The 22,954-nt window shown below is 66.8% G+C and carries 20 protein-coding genes; 11 read left to right on the top strand and 9 right to left on the bottom strand.

Going from position 1 to position 22,954, the window contains the following annotated elements:
* Window positions 1-55: 55 nt before the first annotated feature.
* Together AAID08_RS16780 and AAID08_RS16775 are read right to left on the bottom strand one after the other, a co-directional pair.
* Window positions 56-853 carry an enoyl-CoA hydratase/isomerase family protein gene (locus AAID08_RS16780; protein WP_020928199.1) on the bottom strand — a complete coding sequence of 266 codons (798 nt, stop codon included), beginning with the start codon at window positions 851-853 and terminating at the stop codon, window positions 56-58.
* Window positions 854-888: 35 nt separating this feature from the next.
* A complete protein-coding gene (locus AAID08_RS16775; RefSeq protein ID WP_395756675.1) occupies window positions 889-2,109 on the bottom strand; it encodes a CaiB/BaiF CoA transferase family protein in 1,221 nt (406 codons plus the stop codon).
* 182 nt (window positions 2,110-2,291) lie between these two features.
* On the opposite strand from AAID08_RS16775, the gene AAID08_RS16770 reads away from it, so the two are divergent.
* The 4 genes from AAID08_RS16770 to fhuE all read left to right on the top strand — a co-directional run bounded on the left by AAID08_RS16770 (window position 2,292) and on the right by fhuE (window position 7,321).
* On the top strand, window positions 2,292-3,437 hold the full coding sequence (locus AAID08_RS16770; protein ID WP_063583670.1) for an alpha-hydroxy acid oxidase: 1,146 nt from the start codon (window positions 2,292-2,294) through the stop codon (window positions 3,435-3,437).
* Window positions 3,438-3,592: 155 nt separating this feature from the next.
* Window positions 3,593-4,267: a hypothetical protein gene (locus tag AAID08_RS16765; protein WP_068957622.1), complete on the top strand. Its 675-nt coding sequence runs from the start codon at window positions 3,593-3,595 to the stop codon at window positions 4,265-4,267.
* A 64-nt stretch (window positions 4,268-4,331) separates the two neighbouring features.
* Window positions 4,332-4,925: a hypothetical protein gene (locus AAID08_RS16760; protein ID WP_395756674.1), complete on the top strand. Its 594-nt coding sequence runs from the start codon at window positions 4,332-4,334 to the stop codon at window positions 4,923-4,925.
* 200 nt (window positions 4,926-5,125) lie between these two features.
* The gene (gene fhuE / locus AAID08_RS16755; RefSeq protein ID WP_343719555.1) at window positions 5,126-7,321 is read left to right on the top strand and encodes a ferric-rhodotorulic acid/ferric-coprogen receptor FhuE; all 2,196 of its coding nucleotides are present in this window, start codon (window positions 5,126-5,128) and stop codon (window positions 7,319-7,321) included.
* An 83-nt stretch (window positions 7,322-7,404) separates the two neighbouring features.
* Here fhuE and AAID08_RS16750 read toward each other — a convergent pair whose 3' ends face one another.
* The 4 genes from AAID08_RS16750 to AAID08_RS16735 all read right to left on the bottom strand — a co-directional run bounded on the left by AAID08_RS16750 (window position 7,405) and on the right by AAID08_RS16735 (window position 10,447).
* Window positions 7,405-8,007, bottom strand: a complete 603-nt coding sequence (locus AAID08_RS16750; RefSeq protein ID WP_020928195.1) for a hypothetical protein — start codon at window positions 8,005-8,007, stop codon at window positions 7,405-7,407.
* Between the two features lie 57 nt (window positions 8,008-8,064).
* Window positions 8,065-8,508, bottom strand: coding sequence for a DUF695 domain-containing protein (locus AAID08_RS16745; protein ID WP_054497448.1), 444 nt, complete (start codon window positions 8,506-8,508; stop codon window positions 8,065-8,067).
* A gap of 170 nt (window positions 8,509-8,678) precedes the next feature.
* On the bottom strand, window positions 8,679-9,542 hold the full coding sequence (locus AAID08_RS16740; RefSeq protein WP_395756673.1) for a prephenate dehydratase: 864 nt from the start codon (window positions 9,540-9,542) through the stop codon (window positions 8,679-8,681).
* Window positions 9,543-9,565: 23 nt separating this feature from the next.
* Entirely contained in the window at window positions 9,566-10,447 is an 882-nt protein-coding gene (locus AAID08_RS16735; RefSeq protein WP_020928192.1) for a LysR family transcriptional regulator, read from the bottom strand.
* Window positions 10,448-10,532: 85 nt separating this feature from the next.
* Here AAID08_RS16735 and AAID08_RS16730 point away from each other — a divergent pair, with 85 nt between their 5' ends.
* From AAID08_RS16730 to AAID08_RS16710, 5 genes are all read left to right on the top strand, one after another.
* A complete protein-coding gene (locus tag AAID08_RS16730; RefSeq protein WP_395756672.1) occupies window positions 10,533-11,387 on the top strand; it encodes an HpcH/HpaI aldolase/citrate lyase family protein in 855 nt (284 codons plus the stop codon).
* A 7-nt stretch (window positions 11,388-11,394) separates the two neighbouring features.
* Window positions 11,395-12,687 (top strand): CoA transferase, encoded by a 1,293-nt coding sequence (locus AAID08_RS16725; RefSeq protein WP_336235038.1) that lies wholly within the window; start codon window positions 11,395-11,397, stop codon window positions 12,685-12,687.
* Window positions 12,688-12,738: 51 nt separating this feature from the next.
* Window positions 12,739-13,737 (top strand): cyclase family protein, encoded by a 999-nt coding sequence (locus tag AAID08_RS16720; protein WP_395756671.1) that lies wholly within the window; start codon window positions 12,739-12,741, stop codon window positions 13,735-13,737.
* A 69-nt stretch (window positions 13,738-13,806) separates the two neighbouring features.
* A complete protein-coding gene (locus AAID08_RS16715) occupies window positions 13,807-14,793 on the top strand; it encodes a Bug family tripartite tricarboxylate transporter substrate binding protein (RefSeq protein ID WP_395756670.1) in 987 nt (328 codons plus the stop codon).
* Between the two features lie 65 nt (window positions 14,794-14,858).
* Entirely contained in the window at window positions 14,859-15,311 is a 453-nt protein-coding gene (locus AAID08_RS16710) for a carboxymuconolactone decarboxylase family protein (protein ID WP_395756669.1), read from the top strand.
* Between the two features lie 714 nt (window positions 15,312-16,025).
* On the opposite strand, the gene AAID08_RS16705 is transcribed toward AAID08_RS16710, so the two are convergent.
* On the bottom strand, window positions 16,026-16,454 hold the full coding sequence (locus AAID08_RS16705; RefSeq protein ID WP_395756668.1) for a VOC family protein: 429 nt from the start codon (window positions 16,452-16,454) through the stop codon (window positions 16,026-16,028).
* Between the two features lie 147 nt (window positions 16,455-16,601).
* Here AAID08_RS16705 and AAID08_RS16700 point away from each other — a divergent pair, with 147 nt between their 5' ends.
* On the top strand, window positions 16,602-18,515 hold the full coding sequence (locus tag AAID08_RS16700; RefSeq protein ID WP_395756667.1) for a B12-binding domain-containing radical SAM protein: 1,914 nt from the start codon (window positions 16,602-16,604) through the stop codon (window positions 18,513-18,515).
* On the opposite strand, the gene AAID08_RS16695 is transcribed toward AAID08_RS16700, so the two are convergent.
* Entirely contained in the window at window positions 18,451-19,494 is a 1,044-nt protein-coding gene (locus tag AAID08_RS16695; RefSeq protein ID WP_395756666.1) for a helix-turn-helix transcriptional regulator, read from the bottom strand. The two genes, AAID08_RS16700 and AAID08_RS16695, sit on opposite strands and share 65 nt — an antisense overlap.
* 227 nt (window positions 19,495-19,721) lie before the next feature.
* Here AAID08_RS16695 and AAID08_RS16690 point away from each other — a divergent pair, with 227 nt between their 5' ends.
* Window positions 19,722-21,839, top strand: a complete 2,118-nt coding sequence (locus AAID08_RS16690; RefSeq protein WP_395756665.1) for a TonB-dependent siderophore receptor — start codon at window positions 19,722-19,724, stop codon at window positions 21,837-21,839.
* Between the two features lie 92 nt (window positions 21,840-21,931).
* Here the strand turns inward: AAID08_RS16690 and AAID08_RS16685 are convergent, their stop codons facing one another.
* Complete coding sequence (locus AAID08_RS16685; protein WP_395756664.1) at window positions 21,932-22,804, bottom strand: leucine-rich repeat domain-containing protein; 873 nt, start codon at window positions 22,802-22,804, stop codon at window positions 21,932-21,934.
* Between the last annotated feature and the right edge of the window lie 150 nt (window positions 22,805-22,954).

Below are 22,954 nucleotides of genomic sequence, written 5' to 3'. Positions count from 1 at the left end.
GGGCCTTGCACCTACGGCGCCGCCGCAATAGCTGTTATGCGCGGGGCCCGTGCCGCTAACGGCCCTGGAACACCGGCGCGCGCTTTTCCAGGAAGGCGCGGCGCGCCTCCATGGCGTCCTCGGTCTTGGCGATGGCCGCCGTCATGTCCTGCTCGTAGCGATAGCCGTCGCGCAGGCTCATGTCCTCGATGGCGTTGAGCGTCTGCTTGGCCAGCATGGTAGCCAGCGGGCTCTTGGACGCCAGCTCGCGCGCCAGTTCCAGCGCGCGCGGCATCAGCGCGTCCGCCGGCAGCGCTTCCTCGACCACGCCGAGCCGGTACAGCTCGTTGCCGTCCACCCGCAGCCCGGTCAGCATCATGCGCCGCAGCCGCGAATGGCCGAACAGCCGCATGCCATGGCGGCCGCCGCCCAGCAGCCCGACGTTGATCTCCGGCAGGCCCACCACCGCGTCGGACGCCGCCAGCAGGATGTCGCACGAGGCCACGATCGCCAGCCCCGCGCCCAGCGCCGCGCCGTTGATGGCGCCCACCACCGGCTTGGCGCATTCGCGGATGGCATGGAAGCACTCGCGCGTCCGGCGCGAGTGCTGCGGCAGGTCGCCCGGCCCCTTGATGGTGGCGGCGCGGTTCTTCAGGTCGGCGCCCGCGCAGAAGGTCTTGCCCTGGCCCGACAGCACCACCGCCCGCACCTCGGGCGTCTCGGAAATGCGGTCCAGCACCCACGACAGCTCGTTCATCATCTCGGTGCTGAGCGCGTTGACGGGGGGATTGGCCAGCAGGATGGTGGCGACGCCGCCGTCGAGGCTGACGTCCAGCGCGGTGTAGGGCCCGGCCAGGTTTTCCGGCATGGTCATGGTGTGTCTCCTTGTGGTCCGGTCTGTGGGGCCGGTCAGATGATCTTGCGGTCGCGGTAGTCCTGGATCTGCGCCGCGTTCAGTCCCAGTTCGGCCAGCACCTCGTCGGTGTGCTGGCCCAGCAGCGCTGGCGCGCGGTCCACTCGCAGCGCCGATTGGCCGAAGCGCAGCGGGTTCATCACCTGCGGCACCTCGCCGGCGGCGGGGTGGGGCAGGCGCCGCAGCATGCCGCGGTGCAGCACCTGCGGGTCCTCGAACACCTCGGGCACCGTGTTGATCGAGCCGGCCGGCACCCCGGCCCGCTTGAGCAGGTCCAGCCAGTGGGCGCGCGGCTCGCGGATGAAAATGGCGTCCAGCAGCGGATCGAGCGTGTCCAGGTTCTTCACGCGCTGGCTGTTGCTGACATAGCGCGGATCGCGCGCCAGGCCGGGCTGGCCCAGCGCCTCGCACAGGGTGGCGAACTGCGCGTCGTTGCCCACCACGATGACGATGTCGCCATCGGCGCAGGCAAAGGTGCGCTGCGGCTGGATATTCGGGTGCGCGGTGCCGGTGCGGCGCGGCACCCGCCCGCCCAGCAGGAAGTTCATGGCCTGGTTGGCCAGGAGGCCCACCTGCACGTCCAGCATGGCCACGTCGATGTACTCGCCCTGGCCGGTCTGCGCGCGCCGCAGCAGGGCGGCCACGATGCCCAGCGCCGCGTACACGCCGGTGGTCAGGTCGACGATCGGCACGCCCACCTTCTGCGGCCCGCCGCCCGGCCGGTCGTCGCGCTCGCCGGTCACGCTCATCAGCCCGCCCATGGCCTGGATCAGGAAGTCGTAGGCCGGCTCGGCCGCGCGCGGCCCGGTCTGGCCGAAGCCCGTCACCGAGCAATACACCAGTCGCGGATTGATCGCCGACAGCGACGCATAGTCCAGCCCCTGCCGCGCCAGCGTGCCGACCTTGTAGTTCTCCAGCACCACGTCCGCGTCGCGGCACAGCTGCTTGACCAGCGCCTGGCCCTCGGCCGTCTGCAGGTCCAGCGTGATCGAGCGCTTGCCCCGGTTGGTGGCCACGAAATAGGCGCCGTCCGCCGTGTCCTGGCCCTGCTCGTCCTTCAGGAAGGGCGGCCCCCAGGACCGGGTGTCGTCGCCCTGGCCGGGCCGCTCGACCTTGATGACATCGGCGCCCAGGTCGGCCAGGATCTGGCTGGCCCAGGGGCCGGCCAGCACGCGGCTCAGGTCGAGCACTTTCAGGTTTGATAACAGCGGCTGCAACGCCTTCTCCTTGACTGCTGTGAAGTGCGGCCAGTCTAGGATTTCCGCGCGGCGGCAGGCTCCACCCGGATGGCAAAGCTGTTATGCGTGATGGGACGCCGTCCCCGGTACAATTCGGCCCATCATGCCCGGGTCGCAAGGGGCATTCCGGTAGTCCGTGCAGCGTAGACAAAGGTCCCCCGATGCGCCTGAGCCAGTGCCAGAATTTCCACGACTTTCGCCGCATGGCGCGCCAGCGGCTGCCCGGCCCGATCTTCAACTACATCGACGGCGCCGCCGACGATGAGACCACCTACCGCCGCAACACCGAGGCCTTCGAGGCCTGCGACCTGGTGCCCGACGTGCTGCGCGGCGTGGCGGATGTGGACATGTCCGTCACCGTCATGGGCCAGAAGCTGGCCATGCCGGTCTATTGCTCGCCCACCGCGTTGCAACGCCTGTTCCACCATGACGGCGAACGCGCCGTGGCCGCCGCCGCCGGCAAGTTCGGCACCCTGTTCGGGGTGTCGTCGCTGGGCACCGTCAGCCTGGAAGAGGCGCGCCAGATCAGCGGCGGCCCGCAGGTCTACCAGTTCTACTTCCACAAGGACCGCGGCCTGAACCGCGACATGATGGCGCGCGCCAAGGCCGCCGGCGTGCAGGTCATGATGCTGACGGTCGACAGCATCACCGGCGGCAACCGCGAGCGAGACAAGCGCACCGGCTTTGCCATCCCGTTCCGCCTGAACCTGGCCGGCATCGCCCAGTTCGCCATCAAGCCGGCCTGGGCCATCAACTACGCCACCCACGAGCGCTTCCGCCTGCCGCAGCTCGACGGCCACGTCGACATGGGCGGCGGCGCCATGTCCATCAGCCGCTATTTCACCGAGATGCTCGATCCCGCCATGACCTGGGACGACGTCGCCGCCATGGTGCGCGAGTGGGGCGGCCAGTTCTGCCTGAAGGGCATCATGTCGGTCGAGGACGCCCAACGCGCCGTCGACATCGGCTGCACCGGCATCGTGCTGTCCAACCACGGCGGCCGCCAGCTCGACGGCTCGCGCAGCGCCTTCGACCAGTTGGCCGAGATCGTCGACGCCGTCGGCGACCGCATCGACGTGATGATGGACGGCGGCGTGCAGCGCGGCACGCACGTGCTCAAGGCGCTGGCGCTGGGCGCCAAGGCCGTGGGGCTGGGCCGCTACTACCTGTTCCCGCTGGCTGCCGCCGGACGGCCCGGCGTGGAACGGGCGCTGGAGCAGATGCGCGTGGAGATCGAGCGCGCGATGAAGCTGATGGGCTGCCGGACGGTGGCGGAGCTGCAGCGCCGGCACCTGCGGTTCCGCTGAAGCGGCCGCTGGCGGCGGGTTTGATACAGTCGCGGAACTGCCCGATTAACAGAAACACCCTGCCGGTGGACCGCCGCCCGTCAGTTGGATAGCAACCCGGCTTGCGGGATGTCGGGGGCCGGCCGGGCCCGGATCGTCGGCGCTTTGGAGTCTTCATGCACATTCGTCCCCGTCTGACCGCTTCGATCGCCGCGCTGACGCTGGCGCTGCTGGCCGCGCCGCCGGTCATCGCCGCCCCTGTCCAAGCCGAAGCCCCCGCGGGCGCGACCGCGTGCGCCTTCAGTGCCTGGGCCAACTACGACAAGCCGTCGATCACCGTGCGCGACGCGCCGTCCGCCGGCGCCAAGGCCCTGGGCCAGATCCCCGCCAGGCCCGCCGCCGGCGAGCCGGAGTATTCCTACAGCGTCACCTTCGACGTGAAGGAAGCGAAGGACGGCTGGCTCAGGATCGCCAATGCCAGCGACGCTTACAACGAGGAAGAATATCCAGAGCGCGCGCCGCGCAAGCTCTACAAGGGCGAAGGCTGGATCCTCGCGGACGATGCGCGGGTCGGCATCCAGTCCGCGCGCGGCTATGCCAGGCCCGACGCCGCCAGCCAGCGGCTGGTGGACCTGGGCAGCGACTGGCTGACCGAAATGGGCAAGATCCAGGGCATCCGCGCCTGCCACGAGGACTGGGTGCTGCTGGATTACCTGGTGGACCGCAAGCGCTCGCCGCAGGACGAGATCGTCGAGCGCGCCAAGGGCGAGCGACTGGCGGGGCGGGCGTGGTTCCGGGGACTGTGCGACGTGCAGGAAACGACCTGCGACATGAAATCGGTGGATCGGTGAGGGCAGGGTTCATGCCGGTGATCCTGGCGCAGGCATCCATTGCGCAACCGGAATAGGGCGACCCGTGGCCGGCTCCAAGATGATTCAACAGTGCTTATTCATGACTTCAGCGGATGAGGCTGAATTCGCCGGCGCGCTCATGAAAGCCCGCCCCTCGATCCGGTTCATCAACATGCAGGAGCAGCCGGACGTCGAGCGGCCGGGATACAAGAATCGAATCGATGTGTGTGGCGGGGGCCACGTGACGATCGTGGATTCCTCCATCATTTCCGAAGCGGATTTTCACAATCGCTATGTGAAACGTCATCCCTCGGGAAAGGGGTGGATCTACGCGCTGGTCGGGTCAGGGCTGGTCAGCCTTTTGAGGTCAAGAGCGGCGGATTTTCTTCCGGATTCCCTTCTCAACGGCGAGCTGCGGGCGTCAATTCCGGCGGATGACGAGGATACCGAGGCATTCGTGGCGATCGTGCTGCGCGAGGCAAAGGCGCGCGCGGAGAAGTTGGTATCCATCGACGCGGCCACCGGTCAGCGCGGAACCAGGGTCGACCGGAAATTCATTGCATGGCCGGACGCGGCACGCAGATTCGACGGCGTGAACGGGGCATACCTGGCCAATGGCGCACACGCATTATTTGTTCCGACAGGTGTTGGGAAGTAGTTCCCGCCAAGCCAGGCCCGACGCGGCCAGGGCAGCGGCACCATAGCCCGGACGCGCGCGTGCCACGCGTCGAAAACCCCTACAAGGCCTGGCCAAATCGGGGCTATCCCTATTGTGCATATTCGCAACACAAATGCACATGATAAGAGTTCGCATTACACTTGCTTGCCAATTATTCACCAACCCTGCAAGGAAGCGTCATGCAAGACCCGCGGCCCGCCAGCCTGATTTTCCCCATTCGTCCACGCCTCGCCCTGCGGCGCACCACCAGCCTGGTGCTGATGGCGCTGGCCAGCGGCACAGCGCTGGCGCAGGAGTCGGGCGTCGCCACCTTGCCCGCCGTGCAGGTCCAGGCCGACGGCGATCCCACCACCACCGAGGGCACCGGCTCCTACACCCCACGCGCCACGGCGGCCAGCACCGGTCTGCCGCTGACGCTGCGCGAAACCCCGCAATCGGTCACCGTCGTCACGCGCCAGCGCATCGAAGACCAGGACATGCGCTCGCTGACCGACATCCTGGGCAACACGCCCGGCATCTCGGTGCAGAACTACGACAGCGAACGCTACACCTTCAGCTCGCGCGGCTTCGCCATCAGCAATTATCTGTACGACGGCGTGCCCACCAGTTTCGATATCGGCTATGCCGGCGGTGAATCTTCGTTGGACTCCATCATCTATGACCGCGTCGAGGTGGTGCGCGGCGCCACCGGCCTGCTGACCGGTACCGGCAACCCGTCCGCCTCAGTCAACCTGGTGCGCAAGCACGCCACCAGCCGCGAATTCACCGCCGACCTGAGCGTCAGCGCCGGCACCTGGGACACCTACCGCGCCAGCGCCGACCTGTCGTCGCCGCTGAACGCCAGCGGCAGCGTGCGCGGCCGCATCGTCTCGGCCTACCAGGACAACCACTCGTACCTGGATGGCTACCAGAACCGCAAGAAGGTCTTCTATGGCGTGGTGGACGCCGACCTGACCGCCCGCACCACCTTGAGCGTCGGCTTCAACTATCAGGACAACGACCCGCAACGCAGCAGTTGGGGCGGTTTCCCGCTGTGGTACGCCGACGGCGGCCGCACCGACTGGAAACGCTCGCTCAACACCGGCGCCGACTGGACCAAGTGGGCCAGCACCACCGAAGGCGCCTTTGCCAGCCTGGAGCACCGCTTCGATAACGGCTGGCGCGTGCAGGCCGTCGGTTCGCACTCCAAGCACGAAATGGACGGCAAGCTGCTCTACCTGTATGGCTGGCCCGACCGCAACACCGGCCTGGGCATGGGCGCCTCGGCCCAGCGCTACTACGGCGACCGCAAGCAGAACAGCCTGGACCTCAAGGCTTCCGGCCCATTCTCATTGTTCGGCCGCCAGCACGAAGCGGTGGTCGGCGCCAGCTTCACCCGCCAATACGCCGATTTCCGCAACCGTGGCGCGGTCTCGCCGGCGCCCATCGGCAATTTCCTGGACTGGGACGGCTCGTATCCCGAACCGCAGTGGAGCGACACCTCCACCCTGGCCAGCCGCTACACCACCAAGCAGGCCGGTTGGTACGGCGCCCTGCGCTTCAGCCTGGCCGACCCGCTCAAGCTGATCGTCGGCGGCCGCTACAGCACGTGGAAGACCGATGCGGTAGGGTGGGGCGGCAGCAGCCGGCAGGCGTTCGACAAGGACGCCTTCGTGCCGTACGCCGGCCTGCTGTACGACATCAACGAGAACTACACGGCGTACGTCAGCTATACCGGGATCTTCAATCCGCAGGACAAGCAGGACCGCAACGGCAACTGGCTCGATCCGCTGGAGGGCAAGGCCTACGAGGCCGGCATCAAGGGTGAATTCCTCGAAGGCCGCCTGAATGCCTCGGCGGCGGTATTCCAGATCAACCAGGACAATCTGGCGCAGGACGACGTCGGCTATCTGGTGCCCGGCACGCTCAACCAGGCCTCGCGCGCCGCCAATGGCACGCGCAGCCGGGGCTTCGACCTGGAAGTGTCGGGGGAAGTCTCGCCCGGTTGGAACGTGGCGGCGGGATGGTCGCACTGGACCGCGCGCGACGGCGACGGCAGCCCCATCCAGACCGACCAGCCGCGCAGCCTGGTGCGCTTGTTCACCACCTACCGATTGCCGGGCGATTGGAACCGGTTGACGGTGGGCGGCGGCGTCAACTGGCAGAGCCACGTCTACACGATCGCCAACGGCCCCAATGGCGAGGAGCGCGTGGGGCAGGGCAGCTATGCGCTGGTCAACCTGATGGCGCGCTACCGGTTCGACAAGAGCCTGTCGGCGCAGTTGAATATCAACAACCTGATGGACCGCAAGTACTACTCGCAGATCGGCTTCTACAGCCAGGGCGCGTGGGCGGCGGGGCGTAGCGCGACGTTGACGATGCGGTATCAGTATTGAGCGCGAGCCCGGCCGGTTCGGCCGGGCTGACTCATCGTCCTGGAGACGGCGCCCGTCATGCCTATCGCGGGCGCCGGGCCCGGTCAGAAGCTCGGCTTGCGGCTGTTCGACTGGTTGATGAACTCGATCCGCGCGTTGGTCCAGGCCGGGTCATACAACTGCACGCTGACGCCGCTGTATTTCAGCACCGCTTGCGTCATGTCGGTCGAGCAACCCATGCCGGGATTGGTGCTGGGCTTCTGGCACCACTCCAGGTTCAACTGGTTGGGAAAGTTCGACTGCTTGCCGTATTTCTGCACCACGGCCTGCGCCATGGCGTCCTTGTTGGCCGGCGTCCACGGCATTTCGTAGCGGACCTGGGACACCGCCAGCGGCCGCTGCTTGTCGACCGGCACGCGCGGCTCGAAATGCACCACCAGCCGAACGCCATCTTTTTCGTAGCTGAAATTCTGCGGCTGCTTGGTATTGGTGACGGGGTTCAGCGTCGGGTAACCCGCCTTGATCTGATTCTTGCCCACGCCGAAATTCTTCGCCGCGGCGGCGACCGCTTCGTCGTAGTCCATGCCCGTCTTGACGCCGGCGATGTCGAAACTCCGGGCATCGACCGAGCGCGGCGGCTCGGCATTCGCGGGGGCGGCAACCACGGCGGTGATGGCGGAGATCAGGAGTGCGGCTTTGAACTTCAAAATAATATCCTCTGCAAGTGGCGACCGGCCTGATCGATGGCGCGGCCGGTTGGCCTTTCAGTGAAGCTGGTCGGAGCCTTCCGGCTGTAGTTCCGCCAGGCCATTCCAATCGGGATCCTTGTATGTGCCCAGTCGGATGGGATAGACCGGATGCCCCGCCAGGCAGGCATTGAACGCATCCAGGAACGCTTCGACGTCGTGCGTGTAGAAACGCCATTCCTTCTGGTGATTGCCGGTCAGGCAGGCCACCTGCACGCCGATGTCGGAGTCGTCGAAAGCCTGTTCGATGGCTTCTTCGAAGCGGTTGGTGCTTTGCTTGTCTTCTTCATTGGGCATGCCGTTTTCGATGCCCGTGTACGGCCAGGAAATGATGACCAGGTTCTCATTGACCTGGCGTGTGGGCGCCGGCGGCAGGCCGGTGCGCAAGCGGACCACGACCAACAGATCGTTGATGCGGGCTTCGCCCACGGACCAGAGGTCGCCTGGAAAAATACGGCTCATTGAACGGGATCCCGGGTTGCTGGCCGGGCCCGCGGGCCCGGCGCTTCTTATTGCCCGGCAACGTTGCGCGCACGCGCTGCCGAGGGAAGGTCCGCATTATCAAGGGCGGATTTGCGTATGTCCCCAATAAAGTGCAACCGGATCTTTCGCCAGATCGGCGAGCGCGGGGATCACTGGCGGGGATACGAGCCCAGCAGCCGTATCCCCGGATGGGCTGCCAGTACCGACGCCAACGGCTCCTGCCGGGCATGGCCGGCCACCTCGATCACGTAGCGATGCGTGTCCAGCGTCTTCTTGCTGGGCCGTTCGTAGATCGTCAGCACCGGCACCTTGGCATCGACCAGCGCCGCCAACGTGTCGTTGAACTTGTCGTCCGACGTGTCGACCAGCAGCGAGCTCTTGTCGCGCCCGGTCGGCGCCGGCATCGCGCGGCCCAGCACCCACCAGCGGGTCACGTTGTGCGGCCCTTGCTCGATGCCATCCACCAGAGATACCAGCGAATAGACCGACGCGCCGACCTTGGGGCCGAACGACGCCTTGTCACGGCCCGGGCTGTCGGCCACCGTCTTGGCGGCGGCGCCGCCGCTGGCGGCCTCGGTGCGCTTGACCTTGGGCATCTCGCGGTCGACCCACGGCTTGACCTCCTCGAACGCCACCGGGTGCGCCAGCACCTCCGTGACGTCCGCCAGTTTGGTGCCCGGCTTGGCCAGCAGGCTGTAGCCCAGCATCTTCGGATACTCGGCCACGATCATCACGTCCGGCAGGTCCAGCACGGCATCCAGGTACGGCGTCACGCCCACTACCGACGTGGTCACGGGCACGCAGGCGCGCTCGATCTTGCCGGACTGGTAGCCCTTGAACAGGTCGTCGCGCGTCAGCGGCACCAGGTCAGCGGGGCCGAACAGATCCAGGCAGGCCTGGTGCGTCCAGGAACCCGCGGGCCCCAGGTAGCCGATCTGGCCGGCCGCGCTGGCGGCCAGCGGCAGTGCGAACATCGAGCAGCCGACGAGCGTCGACAGAATGGTCTTCTTCATGCTTTCCCCTTGTAGAGCGCGGGTCAGGCGCCCGCGTTGGCATACTCTACAACGGCAATGTCGCGAAAGGCGCGGATCAGCGCCAGCCGTGGCGACCCGCGCGACCAGATCAGGCCGAAGCGGCGCGGCTCGCAGGGCTCGGGCAGCGGCAGGGCGAGCAGGCCGAGCCGTTCGATCGCGCCGTTGGTGGAGCGCGGCAGGATCGCCACCCCCAGGTCGCGGCTGACCATCACCGCGATGGATTCGATGGCGTTCAGCTCGAAGCGCTCGCGCGGCGTGATGCCGACGCGCCGCAGGTAATCGTCGATGTGCTGGCCGCCCCAGTCGCTGCGCTGGTAGCGGATGAAGGGCTCGGCCGTCAGCAGGCTGTGCGGGTGCCGACCGGCATGGCGCGGCGCCGCCGCCAGCACGTAGGGTTCTTCGCGCAGCAACTGCCAGCCCAGGCTCTTGGACAGCGGGTAGGGCGCTTGCAGTGCGATGGCGGCGTCCAGTTCGCCGCTTTCGATGGCGGGGTAGAAGCGCGCCGAGTGGCCCGGCTGGATCTCGACGTTGATGAGCGGATGGCGCCGCACCAGGTGTTCCAGGATGGCCGGCACCATCGAATTGAGCGCTGTATTGCCGGCGCCCAGCCGCAGCTCGCCCATCATCTCGTCGGAACGGGCCAGGTAGCGGATCTTCTCGATCCGTTCCAGCACCTCGCGCATCGGCCCGATCAGTTCGGTGGCCTTGGCGGTCAGGTGCACGGTGCGGCCGGCGCGCGCCACCAGCGCCACGCCCAGCTCCTGTTCCAGCTTGCGGATCTGCTGCGCCACGGCGCCGTGGGTCAGCCCCAGGCGGCGGGCGGCTTCGGCCATGGAGCCATGGCGCGCCACGGCGGCCAGCGTGTGCAGGAAGTCGGTGTTCATGATGATAGATATTCTATCGTCTTATCGTAATTCGGCTGTCCCCGATCGCACGTCTCCAGCGCCACAATGCGGCCAGGAGACATCAATGAGAAGCAAGCTTTTCGTTCCCGCCTCGCGCCCGGAACTGTTCGACAAGGCCCTGTACAGCGTGGCCGACGCGCTGTCCTTCGACCTGGAGGACGCGGTCGCGCCGAGCCGCAAGCAGGAAGCCCGCGCCGCCTTGGCGGCCTGGCTGGCCGCGCCCGCGTTCTCCGCCGTCCATAAGCAACATCCCAAGAAAATTATCGTCCGCGTCAACGCCGCCGACACGCCCGACTTTGCCGCCGACCTGGCCGCGCTGCGTGGCCTGCCCATCGACGTGCTGAACCTGCCCAAGGTCGAAAGCGCCGCCGCGCTGCGCGCCGCGATCGACGAGGCCATGGACGCCGGCTTCGCCGGTGAATTCCTGGTCACCATCGAAACCCCGCGGGCGCTGGCCGACGCCGCGCAACTGGCGGCGGCCCATCCATGCGTCGCTGGCCTGCAATTGGGTCTGGCCGACCTGTTCGAGCCGCTCGGTATCGAGCGCTACCAACCTGACACGCTGCGCGCGGTGATGCTGTCCCTGCGCCTGGCCGCCGGCTGCGCCGGCAAGTACGCCATGGACGCGGCCTATGCCCGCGTGCGCGATGCCGAGGGCTTTCGGGCCGAGGCGCAACTGGCGCGCTCGCTCGGGTTCCTGGGCAAGTCCTGCGTGCATCCCAGCCAGATCGCCATCGCCAACGAAGTGTTCGGCTTCAGCGCGGACGAGATCGCCCAGGCCGAGCGCATCGTGTCCGCCAGCCGCGAGCATGACGGCGTCGGCGCCTTCGTGCTCGACGGCAAGATGATCGACGCCCCCTTCGTGCGGCGCGCCCAGGACGTGCTGCTGGCCGCCGGCCGCGCTACCGATTTTGAGTGAATCCGCAATGCAACAAGCATCCCCCGCCGACCTGCCGCTGGCCGGCATCAAGGTCCTGGACCTGAGCGCCTACATCGCCGGCCCCTATGGCTGCGCCCTCTTGGGCGACATGGGCGCCGACGTCATCAAGGTCGAGCCGCCCGAAGGCGACAACCTGCGCAAGTACCCGTCGACGCTGGCCAGCGAAAGCCGCGCCTTCCTGGGCATCAACCGCAACAAGCGCGGCCTGTGCCTGAACCTGAAGGAAGCCGCCGGCCACGAGATCCTGCTGCGCCTGGTGCGCGAGGCCGACGTGCTGGTCCACAACTTCCGGCCGGGCGTGCCCGAGCGCCTGCGTATCGACTTCGCCACGCTGTCGGCGGTCAACCCGCGCCTGGTCTATTGCGCCATGACCGGTTATGGCGCGGTCGGCCCGATGGCGCGCCACGCCGGCTACGACCAGGTGCTGCAATCGATGACCGGCATGTGCGCCGCCCAGGCCAAGGCCGACGGTCCGCCCGAAGTGCTGTACGGCTCCGTGGTCGACTACTACGGCGCCGCCCTGATCTCCAACAGCGTGGCGGCGGCCCTCTACCGCCGCGAGAAGACAGGCCGTGGGCAGGCGATCGAGGTCTCGCTGCTGGGCAGCGCGCTGGCGATGCAGTCGGCCCGCCTGGTCTGGGCCGATGGCGAACCGCGCCACATCGAGCGCGACATGCGCTCGGGCGGCATCACCGGCATCCATCCCACCCGCGACGGCTACCTGTACCTGTCGGCCAACACGCCGCACTTCTGGCGCGCGCTGTGCGGCCACCTGGACCTGCCGGAACTGGCCGAACACCCTGACTACGACTCCGTCAAGAAACGCGCCGCCCAGGCCGCCGTGCTGGTGCCCCTGGTGCGCCAGGCGCTGGCGCGCGCTTCGGCCCGCGAATGGGCCGAGCGCTTCGGGCAGAGCGTGCCTTGCGCCGAAGTGCGCCCGGTCGAGGACATGTTCGACCATCCCCAGGTCGAGGCCATGGGGCTCATGCGGCCGTACCACAACCCGCAGGCCGGCGACTACCTGGGCCTGGCGCAATGGGCCCACTTCGGCGGCGCCGCGCAAGCGCCTGCCGATGAGTCGGGGGAGGGGCGCGGCGAATCTGGAGCAGGGCGCGGTGGGTCCGAGGCAGCGCGCGACGAGTCCCGGGCAGGGTGCAGCGAGTCCCGAGCAGGGCGCGGCGCGCCCGGCCTGGGCGAACACAGCGAAAAAATTCTGTCCACCCTGGGATACACCGCGTCCGAAATTGCCCAATTACGGCAATCCTCGGTGGTGCAATAGCCGCCACAACGATCATAAGACTCGTCCGAGACAGAACGAGGAGACAAGAAAATGCGTCCACGCTACCAGCAGCGTCCCGACGGCTCCAACTGGGGCGACTTCGGCGACGACGACCAGCTCGGCACCCTGAACCACCTGGACCGCCAGGCGCGCCTGGCCGCCGTCGCGGAAATCCGCGAAGGCCTGTCGTTTTCCCTGAGCCTGCCGCTGACGGTGCCGCGCGCGCCCGTGCTCAACCCACGGCGCAAGGGCCCCGTGATCCAGCCCGCCGAAAAGAACGGCGTGCCGGTGTACCGCTATCCGCTGGCGCGCGACGTGCCGGGCGCCACCGACGTCGTCAGCGACGACCGCGTCACGCTGTCGCCGCAGTACTCCACCCAATGGGACGCCCTGGGCCACGTCGGCGCGATGTACGACGCCCATGGCACCGGCCAGCCGCAGCCCACCGGCTACAACGGCTTCACCGTCAGCGAACCGCGCGCCGACGGCTTCACCGGTACCCAGGACCTGTCCATCGCGCCCATGGCGCGGCACGGCATCCAGGGGCGCGGCGTCATGGTCGACCTGCGCGCCCGCTTCGGCGACGCGCATCGCAAGGTCTCGTACCAGGACCTGATGGACGTGATGCACGCCGACGGCGTGCAGGTGCGCCCCGGCGACATCCTGTGCCTGCATACCGGCCTGGCCGACCTCGCGCTCACGCTGGGCGATGACGAGCAGGACCGGCTCAAGACCAGTTGCTGCGTGCTGGACGGCGCCGACGCGCAATTGCTGGCCTGGATCAGAGACAGTCGCATCGCCGCCATCGCCGCCGACAACCACGCGGTGGAATTGCGCAATCATCATCTGGAGAGCGGCAGCGGGCCGCTCCTGCCGCTGCACGAACAATGCCTGTTCAAGCTGGGTTTGCCGCTGGGCGAACTCTGGCACCTGACCCCGCTGGCGCACTGGCTGCGCCAGCAGGACCGCCACGCCTTCTTCCTGACCGCCGCACCGATGTACGTGCCCGGCCTGGTGGGCGCGCCGGTCAACCCCATCGCGACCGTCTGACCTCGGACGGACCGCGCCACGATCCTTGATCCATTCAACATCCCCGCAGGGGAGACGTGAGGAGCACACATGAAGAAAACCCGTCACGCGGCCCTGGCCGCACTGCGCCCCGTGGCCGCCGCATTGGTCCTGGCCTCCACGCTGGGCGCGGCCCAGGCCGCCGGCTACCCCGACCAGCCCATCACCGTGGTGGTGCCGTACTCTGCCGGCGGCGGCGCCGACAACGCCGCGCGTATCATCGCCCAGGGCATGGGTGAAGTCGCCGGCCAGAGCGTCGTCATCGAAAACAAGGGCGGCGCCAGCGGCTCCATCGGCGCCGCCTACGTGGCCCGCGCCAAACCGGACGGCTACACCGTGCTGTACGACGCCTCCGCGTTCTCAATCAACCCCGTGCTGCGCAAGCTGCCCTACGACGCCAAGAAGGACTTCATTCCCGTCTCGCAGGCCGTCAGCGTGCCCAACATCCTGGTCGCCGCCACCGGCTCGGCCTTCAACAGCCTGCCCGACTTCATCAAGGCCGCGCGCGCCAACCCCGGCCGCTACACCTACGCCTCGTACGGTCCGGGCAGCCTGGCGCAGATGGCCGCCGAATTGCTCAAGAAGGATGCCAAGATCGACATCGTGCACGTGCCGTACAAGGGCGGCGCGCCCGCCATCGTCGACGTCATGGGCGGGCAGGTCGACGTGTACTTCGCCAACGCCGCGTCCAGCCTGAACTACGTCAGCACCGGCAAGCTCAAGGCGCTGGCCGTCTCGTCGGCCGCGCGCATGCCCGACCTGCCGAACGTGCCCACCGTCAGCGAAGGCGGCGTCAATGCCTTCGACGTCGTCGAATGGAACGGCTTCTTCCTGCCGGCCGGCGCCGATCCGCAGGTCGTCGCCAAGCTGCAGGAGCTGGTGCAGAAGGCGCTGGCCCGCCCCGAAACCCGCGACAAGCTCGCCAAGCTCGGCCTGACCCCGGTCGGCAGCAGCGCCGCGGACTTCGCCAAGTTCGTCGACGCCGAACAGGTCCGCTGGGCCGAGGTCGTGAAAACCAATAACATCACCGTGAACTGATCGGCCGGGGCGGGCAGCGCCGTTGCCCGCCCCGCCGACGCAAACACCCAAGGGGAGATGCCGCAATGAGCCGGGAAGACGATTTCGAGCGCGGCCTGGCCAACCGCCGCGCCGTGCTGGGAGAAGAATGGGTGCAGCGCTCGCTGGACCGCGCCACCACCTTCACCGCCGATTACCAGAACCTGATCACCCGCTACGCCTGGCACGACATCTGGAGCCGCCCGGGCCTGCCGCACAAGGCGCGGCGGATGATGGTGCTGGCGGTGACCTTGTCCTTAGGGCGGTGGGAGGAATTCGAGCTGCACGTGCGAGCCGCGCTGACGGCGAAGGACGAGTCGCGGCTGAGTCCGGATGAACTGAAGGAAGTGCTGCTGCAGAACGCGATCTACGCGGGCGTGCCGGCGGCCAATACCGCGTTCAATCTGGCGCATGGGATTCTGCGCGAGGTGGCGGGGGAGATTGGGTATGTGTTGGAGCCGGCGGAGGTGCGGGGGGCGGATTTGTTTGGAGGCGGTTAGGCGGTCTGGGGGCGTTTCTGTCGGCGGTCGCCTGCGGGCTCCCTAGTGCATCCTACCCCGGCCCAATTCGTGCGCAACTAGAAAATTGTCTTTCCGGTCCTATAGTCAAGCCTATATGCGGAACTATTGAAGTCCACGGCCTCGATATAGTCAGGCAACAGACGGAAGTCCCCTGTAAATATGTCCGCTCCAGATACTCGCCACATCAGATCTCCGTCGGTTGAAATTCGAGAAATCTCCAGCTCGCCATGAGAGATCAATGCAGACCGGTGGCTATTCCAGTGGATGCCAAAGCATGTCGCCGCATCGGCTCGGACTGACCACAGCAATCGATGTGGTCGATCCAATGACAGGCACACAACATGGTCACCGACTGCCAAATGAAGCTTGTCGTCAATCATCAGGGCCGAATGCTGGTGGACCGTTGAGCGTCCTCCACCCGCGCCAACGACCATTATGCGTTGATGGTTCAGATCAATGCCGTGGATGGAGCTCGGCAACCCGTTCGCAAGACATATTTCTAGCGAGTAACGATGCGGGTTGTCCTGTGAATCGAATGAATACAATGGCTCATCGATAATGTGGAGTGGACCGTAGCGAGTCGTCATCGTAATGGTCATTTGGTCGCCTACCTGTTCTTGCCGTCGGGCTTTGATTCGTATTGTTCCACTGAATTTTCCATGGGCACCTTCATGAATTCATAACTCGAATCGCTCAATACCGAATTACCACCGACTCCGCCGTCCGCACCGCCGAATCCCGGCAGACCGCCTCGATATTATTCCCATCCGGATCGAGCACGAACGCCGCGTAATACCCCTTGTGATACGCCCGTTCTCCCGGCGCGCCATTGTCGCGCCCGCCATGGGCCATCGCGGCCTGGTAGAACGCATCCACCATGTCCCGGTCATGCGCCTGGAACGCCAGATGCAGCCGCCCGGTCAACGGCCCCTGCACTTCATCACTATCCGGCGTGGAAATGAACAACTCATCCGCCCAGAAATTCCTGTCATCGGACCCGCCAATCGGAATTCGCAGCGCTTCGAACACGGCGGTATAGAACTTCTTGCTGGCGGGCAGATCACGCACCACCAACCCGATGTGATCAATCAAACGGCCCTTGTGTCGTTCTCGATTCAGCACGAAACGCTCCTCGTGGTTGAGGGAAAAACAGGGAAACCCGCCGCCCGGGCGCCGCACCCGTATCTCCCGTGCGACGGCGTCCCGGACTCGCCGGTAACTATAATCCCCCCTCGATCCCCGCTTTGACGGCATTTCCCGCCGTGTCTCATGTCCGCCACGCCCCTTCGCGTGCTGTCCGTCATCCCGCCGATGACGCAGCTCAATACGCCATACCCGTCCACCGCCTACCTGACCGGCTTTCTGCGCTCCCGCGGCGTCACGGCCACGCAGGAAGACCTGGCGTTGGCGCTGGTCCTGCGCCTGCTGTCGCCCGACGGCCTACGCGCCGTGGCGGCCAGGGTGGACGCGTTGCCGCTGGACAAGCACACCCCCGCGATCCAGGCCTTCATCGCCATGCAGCCGCGCTACCTGGCCACCATCGGCCCGGTGATCGCCTTCCTGCAGGGACGCGACTCGACGCTGGCGCACCGCATCGTCGGCCGCCACTTCCTGCCCGAGGGTCCGCGCTTTGCCTCGCTGGACGTGTACGTCGATGACGAGGGCGGCGACCCGCTGGGCTGGGCCTTCGGCGCCCTGGGCCTGCAGGACCGCGCCAAGCACCTGGCCACGCTGTACCTGAACGACCTTGCCGACGTGCTGCGCGACGCCATCGATCCGCGTTTTGAATTCGTGCGCTACGCCGAATCGCTGGCTGGCAGCCAGCCGACCTTCGACCCGTTGGCCGAAGCGCTGGCCGCGCCGCTGAACCTGGTCGACGACACCCTGCGCGACCTGACCCTGGAAGCATTGGCGCGCCACCAGCCCACCATGGTGCTGCTGTCGGTGCCGTTCCCCGGCGCCGTCTACGCCGCCTTCCGCATCGCCCAGGCCATCAAGGCGCAAGACCCCAGGATCATCACCGTGCTGGGCGGCGGCTTCGTCAACACCGAACTGCGCGAACTGAAAGACCCGCGCGTCTTCGACTATTTCGACTTCGTCAGCCTCGACGCCGGCGAGCGCCCCTTGCTGGCGCTGATGGAACACGTGCAAGGCAAGCGCTCGCGTCAGCGCCTGGTGCGCACCTTCCTGCGCGACGCCGACAGCGGCGCGGTGCGCTACGTCAACCTGATCGAGCCCGACGTCGCCTTCGCCGAGGTCGGCACGCCCACCTGGGACGGCCTGCCGCTGGACCGCTACCTGTCGCTGCTGGACATGCTCAACCCCATGCACCGCCTGTGGAGCGACGGCCGCTGGAACAAGCTGACCGTGGCCCATGGCTGTTACTGGAAGAAGTGCAGCTTCTGTGATGTCAGCCTGGACTACATCGGCCGCTACGAAGGCGCCTCGGCCACGGTGCTGGCCGACCGCATCGAGACCATCGTGCAGGAAACCGGGCAGACGGGCTTTCACTTCGTCGACGAGGCCGCGCCGCCCAAGTCCCTCAAGGCCCTGGCCACGGAACTGACCGCGCGCAACGCCGGCATCTCGTGGTGGGGCAACATTCGCTTCGAGAAGACCTTCACTCCCGAGCTGTGCGAACTGCTGGCCGACAGCGGCTGCATCGCCGTCTCCGGCGGCCTGGAGGTCGCCTCGGACCGCTTGCTGAACCTGATGAAGAAGGGCGTGTCGGTCGACCAGGTGGCGCGCGTCACGCGCGCTTTCAGCGATGCAGGCATCCTGGTGCACGCCTACCTGATGTACGGCTTTCCCACGCAGACCGTGCAGGATACGGTCGACGCGCTGGAATACGTGCGCCAACTGTTCGAAAACGGCTGTATCCAGAGCGGGTTCTTCCACCGCTTCGCCTGTACGGTGCATTCCCCGGTGGGGTTGAACCCCGAGGAATACGGCGTGACGCTGCGGCCGCTGCCGGACGTGACGTTCGCCAAGAACGACATCGGCTTCGACGACCCGACCGGGGTGGACCACGACGCGCTGGGACGGGCGTTGAAGAAGGCGATCTACAACTACATGCACGGGATCGGGCTGGACGAGGACGTGCGTAGCTGGTTTCCGTTCAAGGTGCCGAAGACGACGGTGGGGCGGCATCGGATTGCCAAGGCGTTGAGCCAGCGGGCGTAAGCGACAGGCCGCGCTTATATTCCCCCGGCCCCACGCCAAACTCCTTCCGGAATGCCGCCGCGAAGTGGCTGGGATTCGAGTACCCCATATCGAACGCCACCTCCATCACCGTCACCTTGCCCGCTTGCAGCCGCTGCTGCGCCTCGCGCATCCGCGCCTGCTGGAACAAGCCATAGACGCTGTGCCCGAACAACTCGCGAAAGCCGCGCTTGATGCGCATGGCGCTCAAACCCGTCTCCGCGGCCATCTGCGCCAGCGTGGGCGGATGGGCGAGGTCGGCCAGCAGATAGTCGCGCGCCGCCATCAGGCGTTGCCGTTGCGGCGTGGCGGCATTGGCGCGGCGCAGGTCCGCGTGGCCGGCTTCTAGAAACAGCCCCGTCAGCATCATGGCCTGCGCTTCGCGGATCAGCCGCGCGCCGGGCGTGTCGCAGACGGGCGTGCGCAGGTGCTTCAACTCGCGGCTGATGGCGAGCGCGGCTCGATGCAGCTTTTCGCCGCGGTAGCCGGCGCGAAAGCAACTGCCGGAGTCCAGTGAGCGCCGCAGCGGCGCGTCCTCTTCGTCCTCGATCCACGTGCGCAGCACGTCCGGCCGCAGCGCAACGGTCAGGCTCTCGCACACCCCATGTTGGGCAAAGTGTCCACGGCGATCTGGCGTGTAGTACAAGCAACCCGACGTTTCCCTGATGGCCTCGCCCTGTCCGGCGACGCCGCCTTCCAGCCAGCAATCGGTCTCGCCGCGCAATTGGTACGACAGCAATACGCGGTTGCCGTCGTCACGCGTGTGCACGGTGAACGGCTGGTCGAATGCGCTTTGCCAATGGCACAGCTCGATGCCCTCTGCCACTTCCGCGTACACCAACCGATGTCGTTGTCCTGACAGGTAGTGCGCCAGGAAGTCCGTGTCGAACATCGAGGACGTGGGCACATCGGGCAGGGAGGAAATGGCGCCGTGGCGCGGCGCGTCGGGATGGGTCTTCATGAAGCGATGCCGGGGGACCCGTTTCGGGGGTGACGACCCGATCCGGGTAGTTAAAGGAATGAGACGCAATATTAAATGGAGCGGCTTCCAAGCAATGCCCATACATCGCGCCCGGCGACACGCGCCGGGTCTCGGGATGCATGCCACCAAACAAACGGACCACGCTCATGATCTTCCAATCCCGCGCCAGATGCGCATCGCCCCGGGTTCTTACCGTCGGATTTCATTTGCTGCTGCTGGCCTGGACCCCGCCCGGCGCGGCGCAGGCGGCCGCAGCGGCCAAGGCGGCGGACGCGCCCACCTTGCCGTCCGTCGAGGTCGTCGGCATCCCGCAGGACGACGGCGTGGTGCCGCGTCGCTCCAGTTCCGCCACGCGCACCGACACGCCCCTGATCGAGACGCCGCAGTCCCTCTCGGTGGTCACCCGCGAACAGATGGACGCGCGCAACGTGCGCTCGGTCAACGAGGCCTTCCGCTACGCGCCCGGCGTCGCCACTGAATCCTGGGGCGCCGTCACCGCCTATGACGACATGAGTATCCGCGGCTTCAGCACGGACAACGGCCCCGTCGACACCTTCCTGGACGGCATGCGCCTGAACCGCGGCGTCGTCTTCGGCGGCCAGCAGGTCGATCCTTTCCTGCTCGAACGCATGGAAGTGCTGCGCGGCCCCGCCTCGGTGCTGTACGGCACCTCCACGCCCGGCGGCGTCATTGCGCTGACCAGCAAGCTGCCGCGCGAAGACGCCGTGCGCCTCATCGAGCTGGAGGGCGGCACCAGCCGCTACCGTCGCGGCTCGTTCGACCTGGGCGGCAAGGCCGACGAACGCGGCACGCTGCTGTTCCGGATCGTCGGCACCGCCATGAACAGCGATGGCCAACTGGACGGCACCTGGCTGCGCCGCCGCGCGGTCGCGCCCTCGCTGACCTGGCAACCCAGCGCTGCCACCCGCTTGACGCTGTACGCGCGCTACCAGGACGATCCCGGCCTGGGCATGATCTCGTCGGTGCCGGGCATCGGCAGCGTACTGTCCAACCCCCATGGCCAACTGCCGCCCCGCTTCAACGTGGGCGAGCCGGGCTACGACACGTTCGCGCGCACCATCCGCGCCGTGGGCTACCAGTTCGACCAGAAGCTGGCGGGCGACTGGTCGATGAGCCTGAACGGCCGCTACACCCGCGTCGACAGCGACTATGACGCCGTGGTCCTGGCCGCCTTGCAACCGGACCTGCGCACCATCGACCGCCAGGTGCTCGGTTCCACCGAGCGCTACGACAGCTTCACCCTGGACAACCAGTTGAAAGGCCGCTTCGCCACCGGCGCCGCGCGCCACGAACTGCTGGCCGGCCTGGTGTGGGAGCAGATGCGCGGCGACGGCGACTACCGCACGACCTACAACGGCACCAAGCTGGATATCTACAGCCCCGTCTACGGCGCGCCGCAGCCCGTCCCGCCCACGGTCATGGACAAGGGCATGCGCTCGACGCTGACCGGCCTTTACGTGCAGGACCAGATCGCGCTGGGCAACTGGCACACCACCGTCGGCGTGCGCCAGGACTGGTCGACCATCGATTCCACCGACAGGCTCTGGCACAGCGGCTTCACCCAGAAGGACCAGGCAACCACCGTGCGCGTCGGCACGCTGTATCGCTTCGGCAATGGCCTGGCGCCGTATGCCACCTACGCGCAGTCCTTCGAGCCCGTGAACAGCCTGTCCGCCAGCGGCGAGCCGTTCAAGCCGACCCGGGGCGAACTGTTCGAGACCGGCCTCAAGTACCAGCCGGAGAACTGGGACGCCCTGTTCTCCGCGGCGATCTACCACCTGACCCAGACCAACGTGCTGAGCGCCGACCCCGCCAACCCGCGCCTATCCGTGCAGTCGGGCGAGGTCCGCTCACGCGGGCTGGAGCTGGAAGCGCATGCGCGGCTGTCGCCGCAGTGGAGCGTGATCGCGGCCTATACGTGGCAGAACGTCGAATACACCAAGGGCAATGCCAACGAAGTGGGCAGGACGCCCTCGCGCGTGCCGACGCGCTTTGGCGGCGTCTGGCTGGCGTGGGATGCGCCCTCCGGCCTGGGCGCGGCGCTGGGGGTGCGGCATAACGGGGGAAGCTGGGGCGGGTACCAGACGTTGCAGGATTTCCGCGTGCCGGGATACACGTTGGTGGATGCGCAACTGCATTACGACTTGGGGCGGCAGGTGCCCAGTTTGAAGGGGACGAAGGTGCAGTTGAATGTGTCGAACTTGACGGACAAGCGGTATAGCGGGGGATGCTATGACCTGGATAACGGCTGCTTCGCGGGGGCGGGAAGGGTGGTCAGTTTGAAGGTGGGGTATCAGTGGTGAGGCGGGTGGATTGATGGCGGGGCGGGCGCGTCGGTGGGCGGCCCGCATCCCCGGCTATCGAAGCCCAGACGCCGGGGAATGCGCTCATGCAGCTACGTCGTTGCCGCGATGTTGGAATGCCGTAGTTTGGCTCGCAGCTTGGCTTCCAATTCACCCAGGCCGATATTGCCACAGCCCACCAGGGTCAGGTCTTGCAGGGCGGGCAGCGCCTCCAGGGTATTGATATCGGTGATCCGCTTGCAATATTGGATATTCAGTTGCTCCAGCGCCGGCAGGGCGGCAATCGGGCCAATGGTTTCCAACAGGCCTTGATTCTTGAGCCGCAATGAACGCAGTCCGGAAAGCTGTTCGATTCCCGCCAGCGTTTTCAACGAGCGCCCCGCCATCAGGCCCAGCGATAACAGGGGCAACGCCGCGATGCGGGGAAACAGCGATTCATCGAACGGGACATTGAACAGATTCAATTCCTGCAGCGGCAGCCGCAAGGCCTGATCGAGCAGTTTGCCGGGTTTGTCCGGCAACATCGACAGCGACTTCAGCGCCGGAAAATCCTCCGCCTTGAACCGCATCGGAACGTTGACCTCCAGCGACTCCAACCGCGGCATCGGCCCCGCCGACCAGGTATATGACCCCGGGCAATCGAAAATCGACAGATGCCGCAGGCTGGCCGGCAGCATCTCGGCGCGCAGGTTCTTGACGACCGAGGCCTGGATATTGCCGGGTCCGATGGACAGATGCGTCATGGATGGTAGTCGGGAGATTAAGTCCGGCAATTCCTGCACCGGGTCCAAAGGTGGCGCCCATAGATGGACGTATTCGATCGTCGCCAGCGTGGCCGGGTCCGGCGGCGCATCGTAGAAAAGGACTTGATCCGAGCCATGCGCCTGCGCGGCCTGGCGGCTGTGCATCAACAGCCATCGCTTGTCGCGGCCGGGTTTGGACGTTGAAAACGAAACTGGCGACATACGGGCTCCGGAGTCATTACGTCTGTCGGCAGTGCGAGCCTGGCGACAGCGGGACAGGCATGGTCGAAGGGTAGAACAATAAAGCAGAACGGCAATGCCGGGCGAGCCGGATTTCCGTTCTGTTTTGGCGGCGCCGTGAAAGGCGCCTCC

It is taken from the genome of Achromobacter sp. EB05, from assembly GCF_044232075.1.
Classification (GTDB): domain Bacteria; phylum Pseudomonadota; class Gammaproteobacteria; order Burkholderiales; family Burkholderiaceae_B; genus Achromobacter; species Achromobacter dolens.
This window is presented reverse-complemented; position numbering and strand designations above follow the sequence as displayed.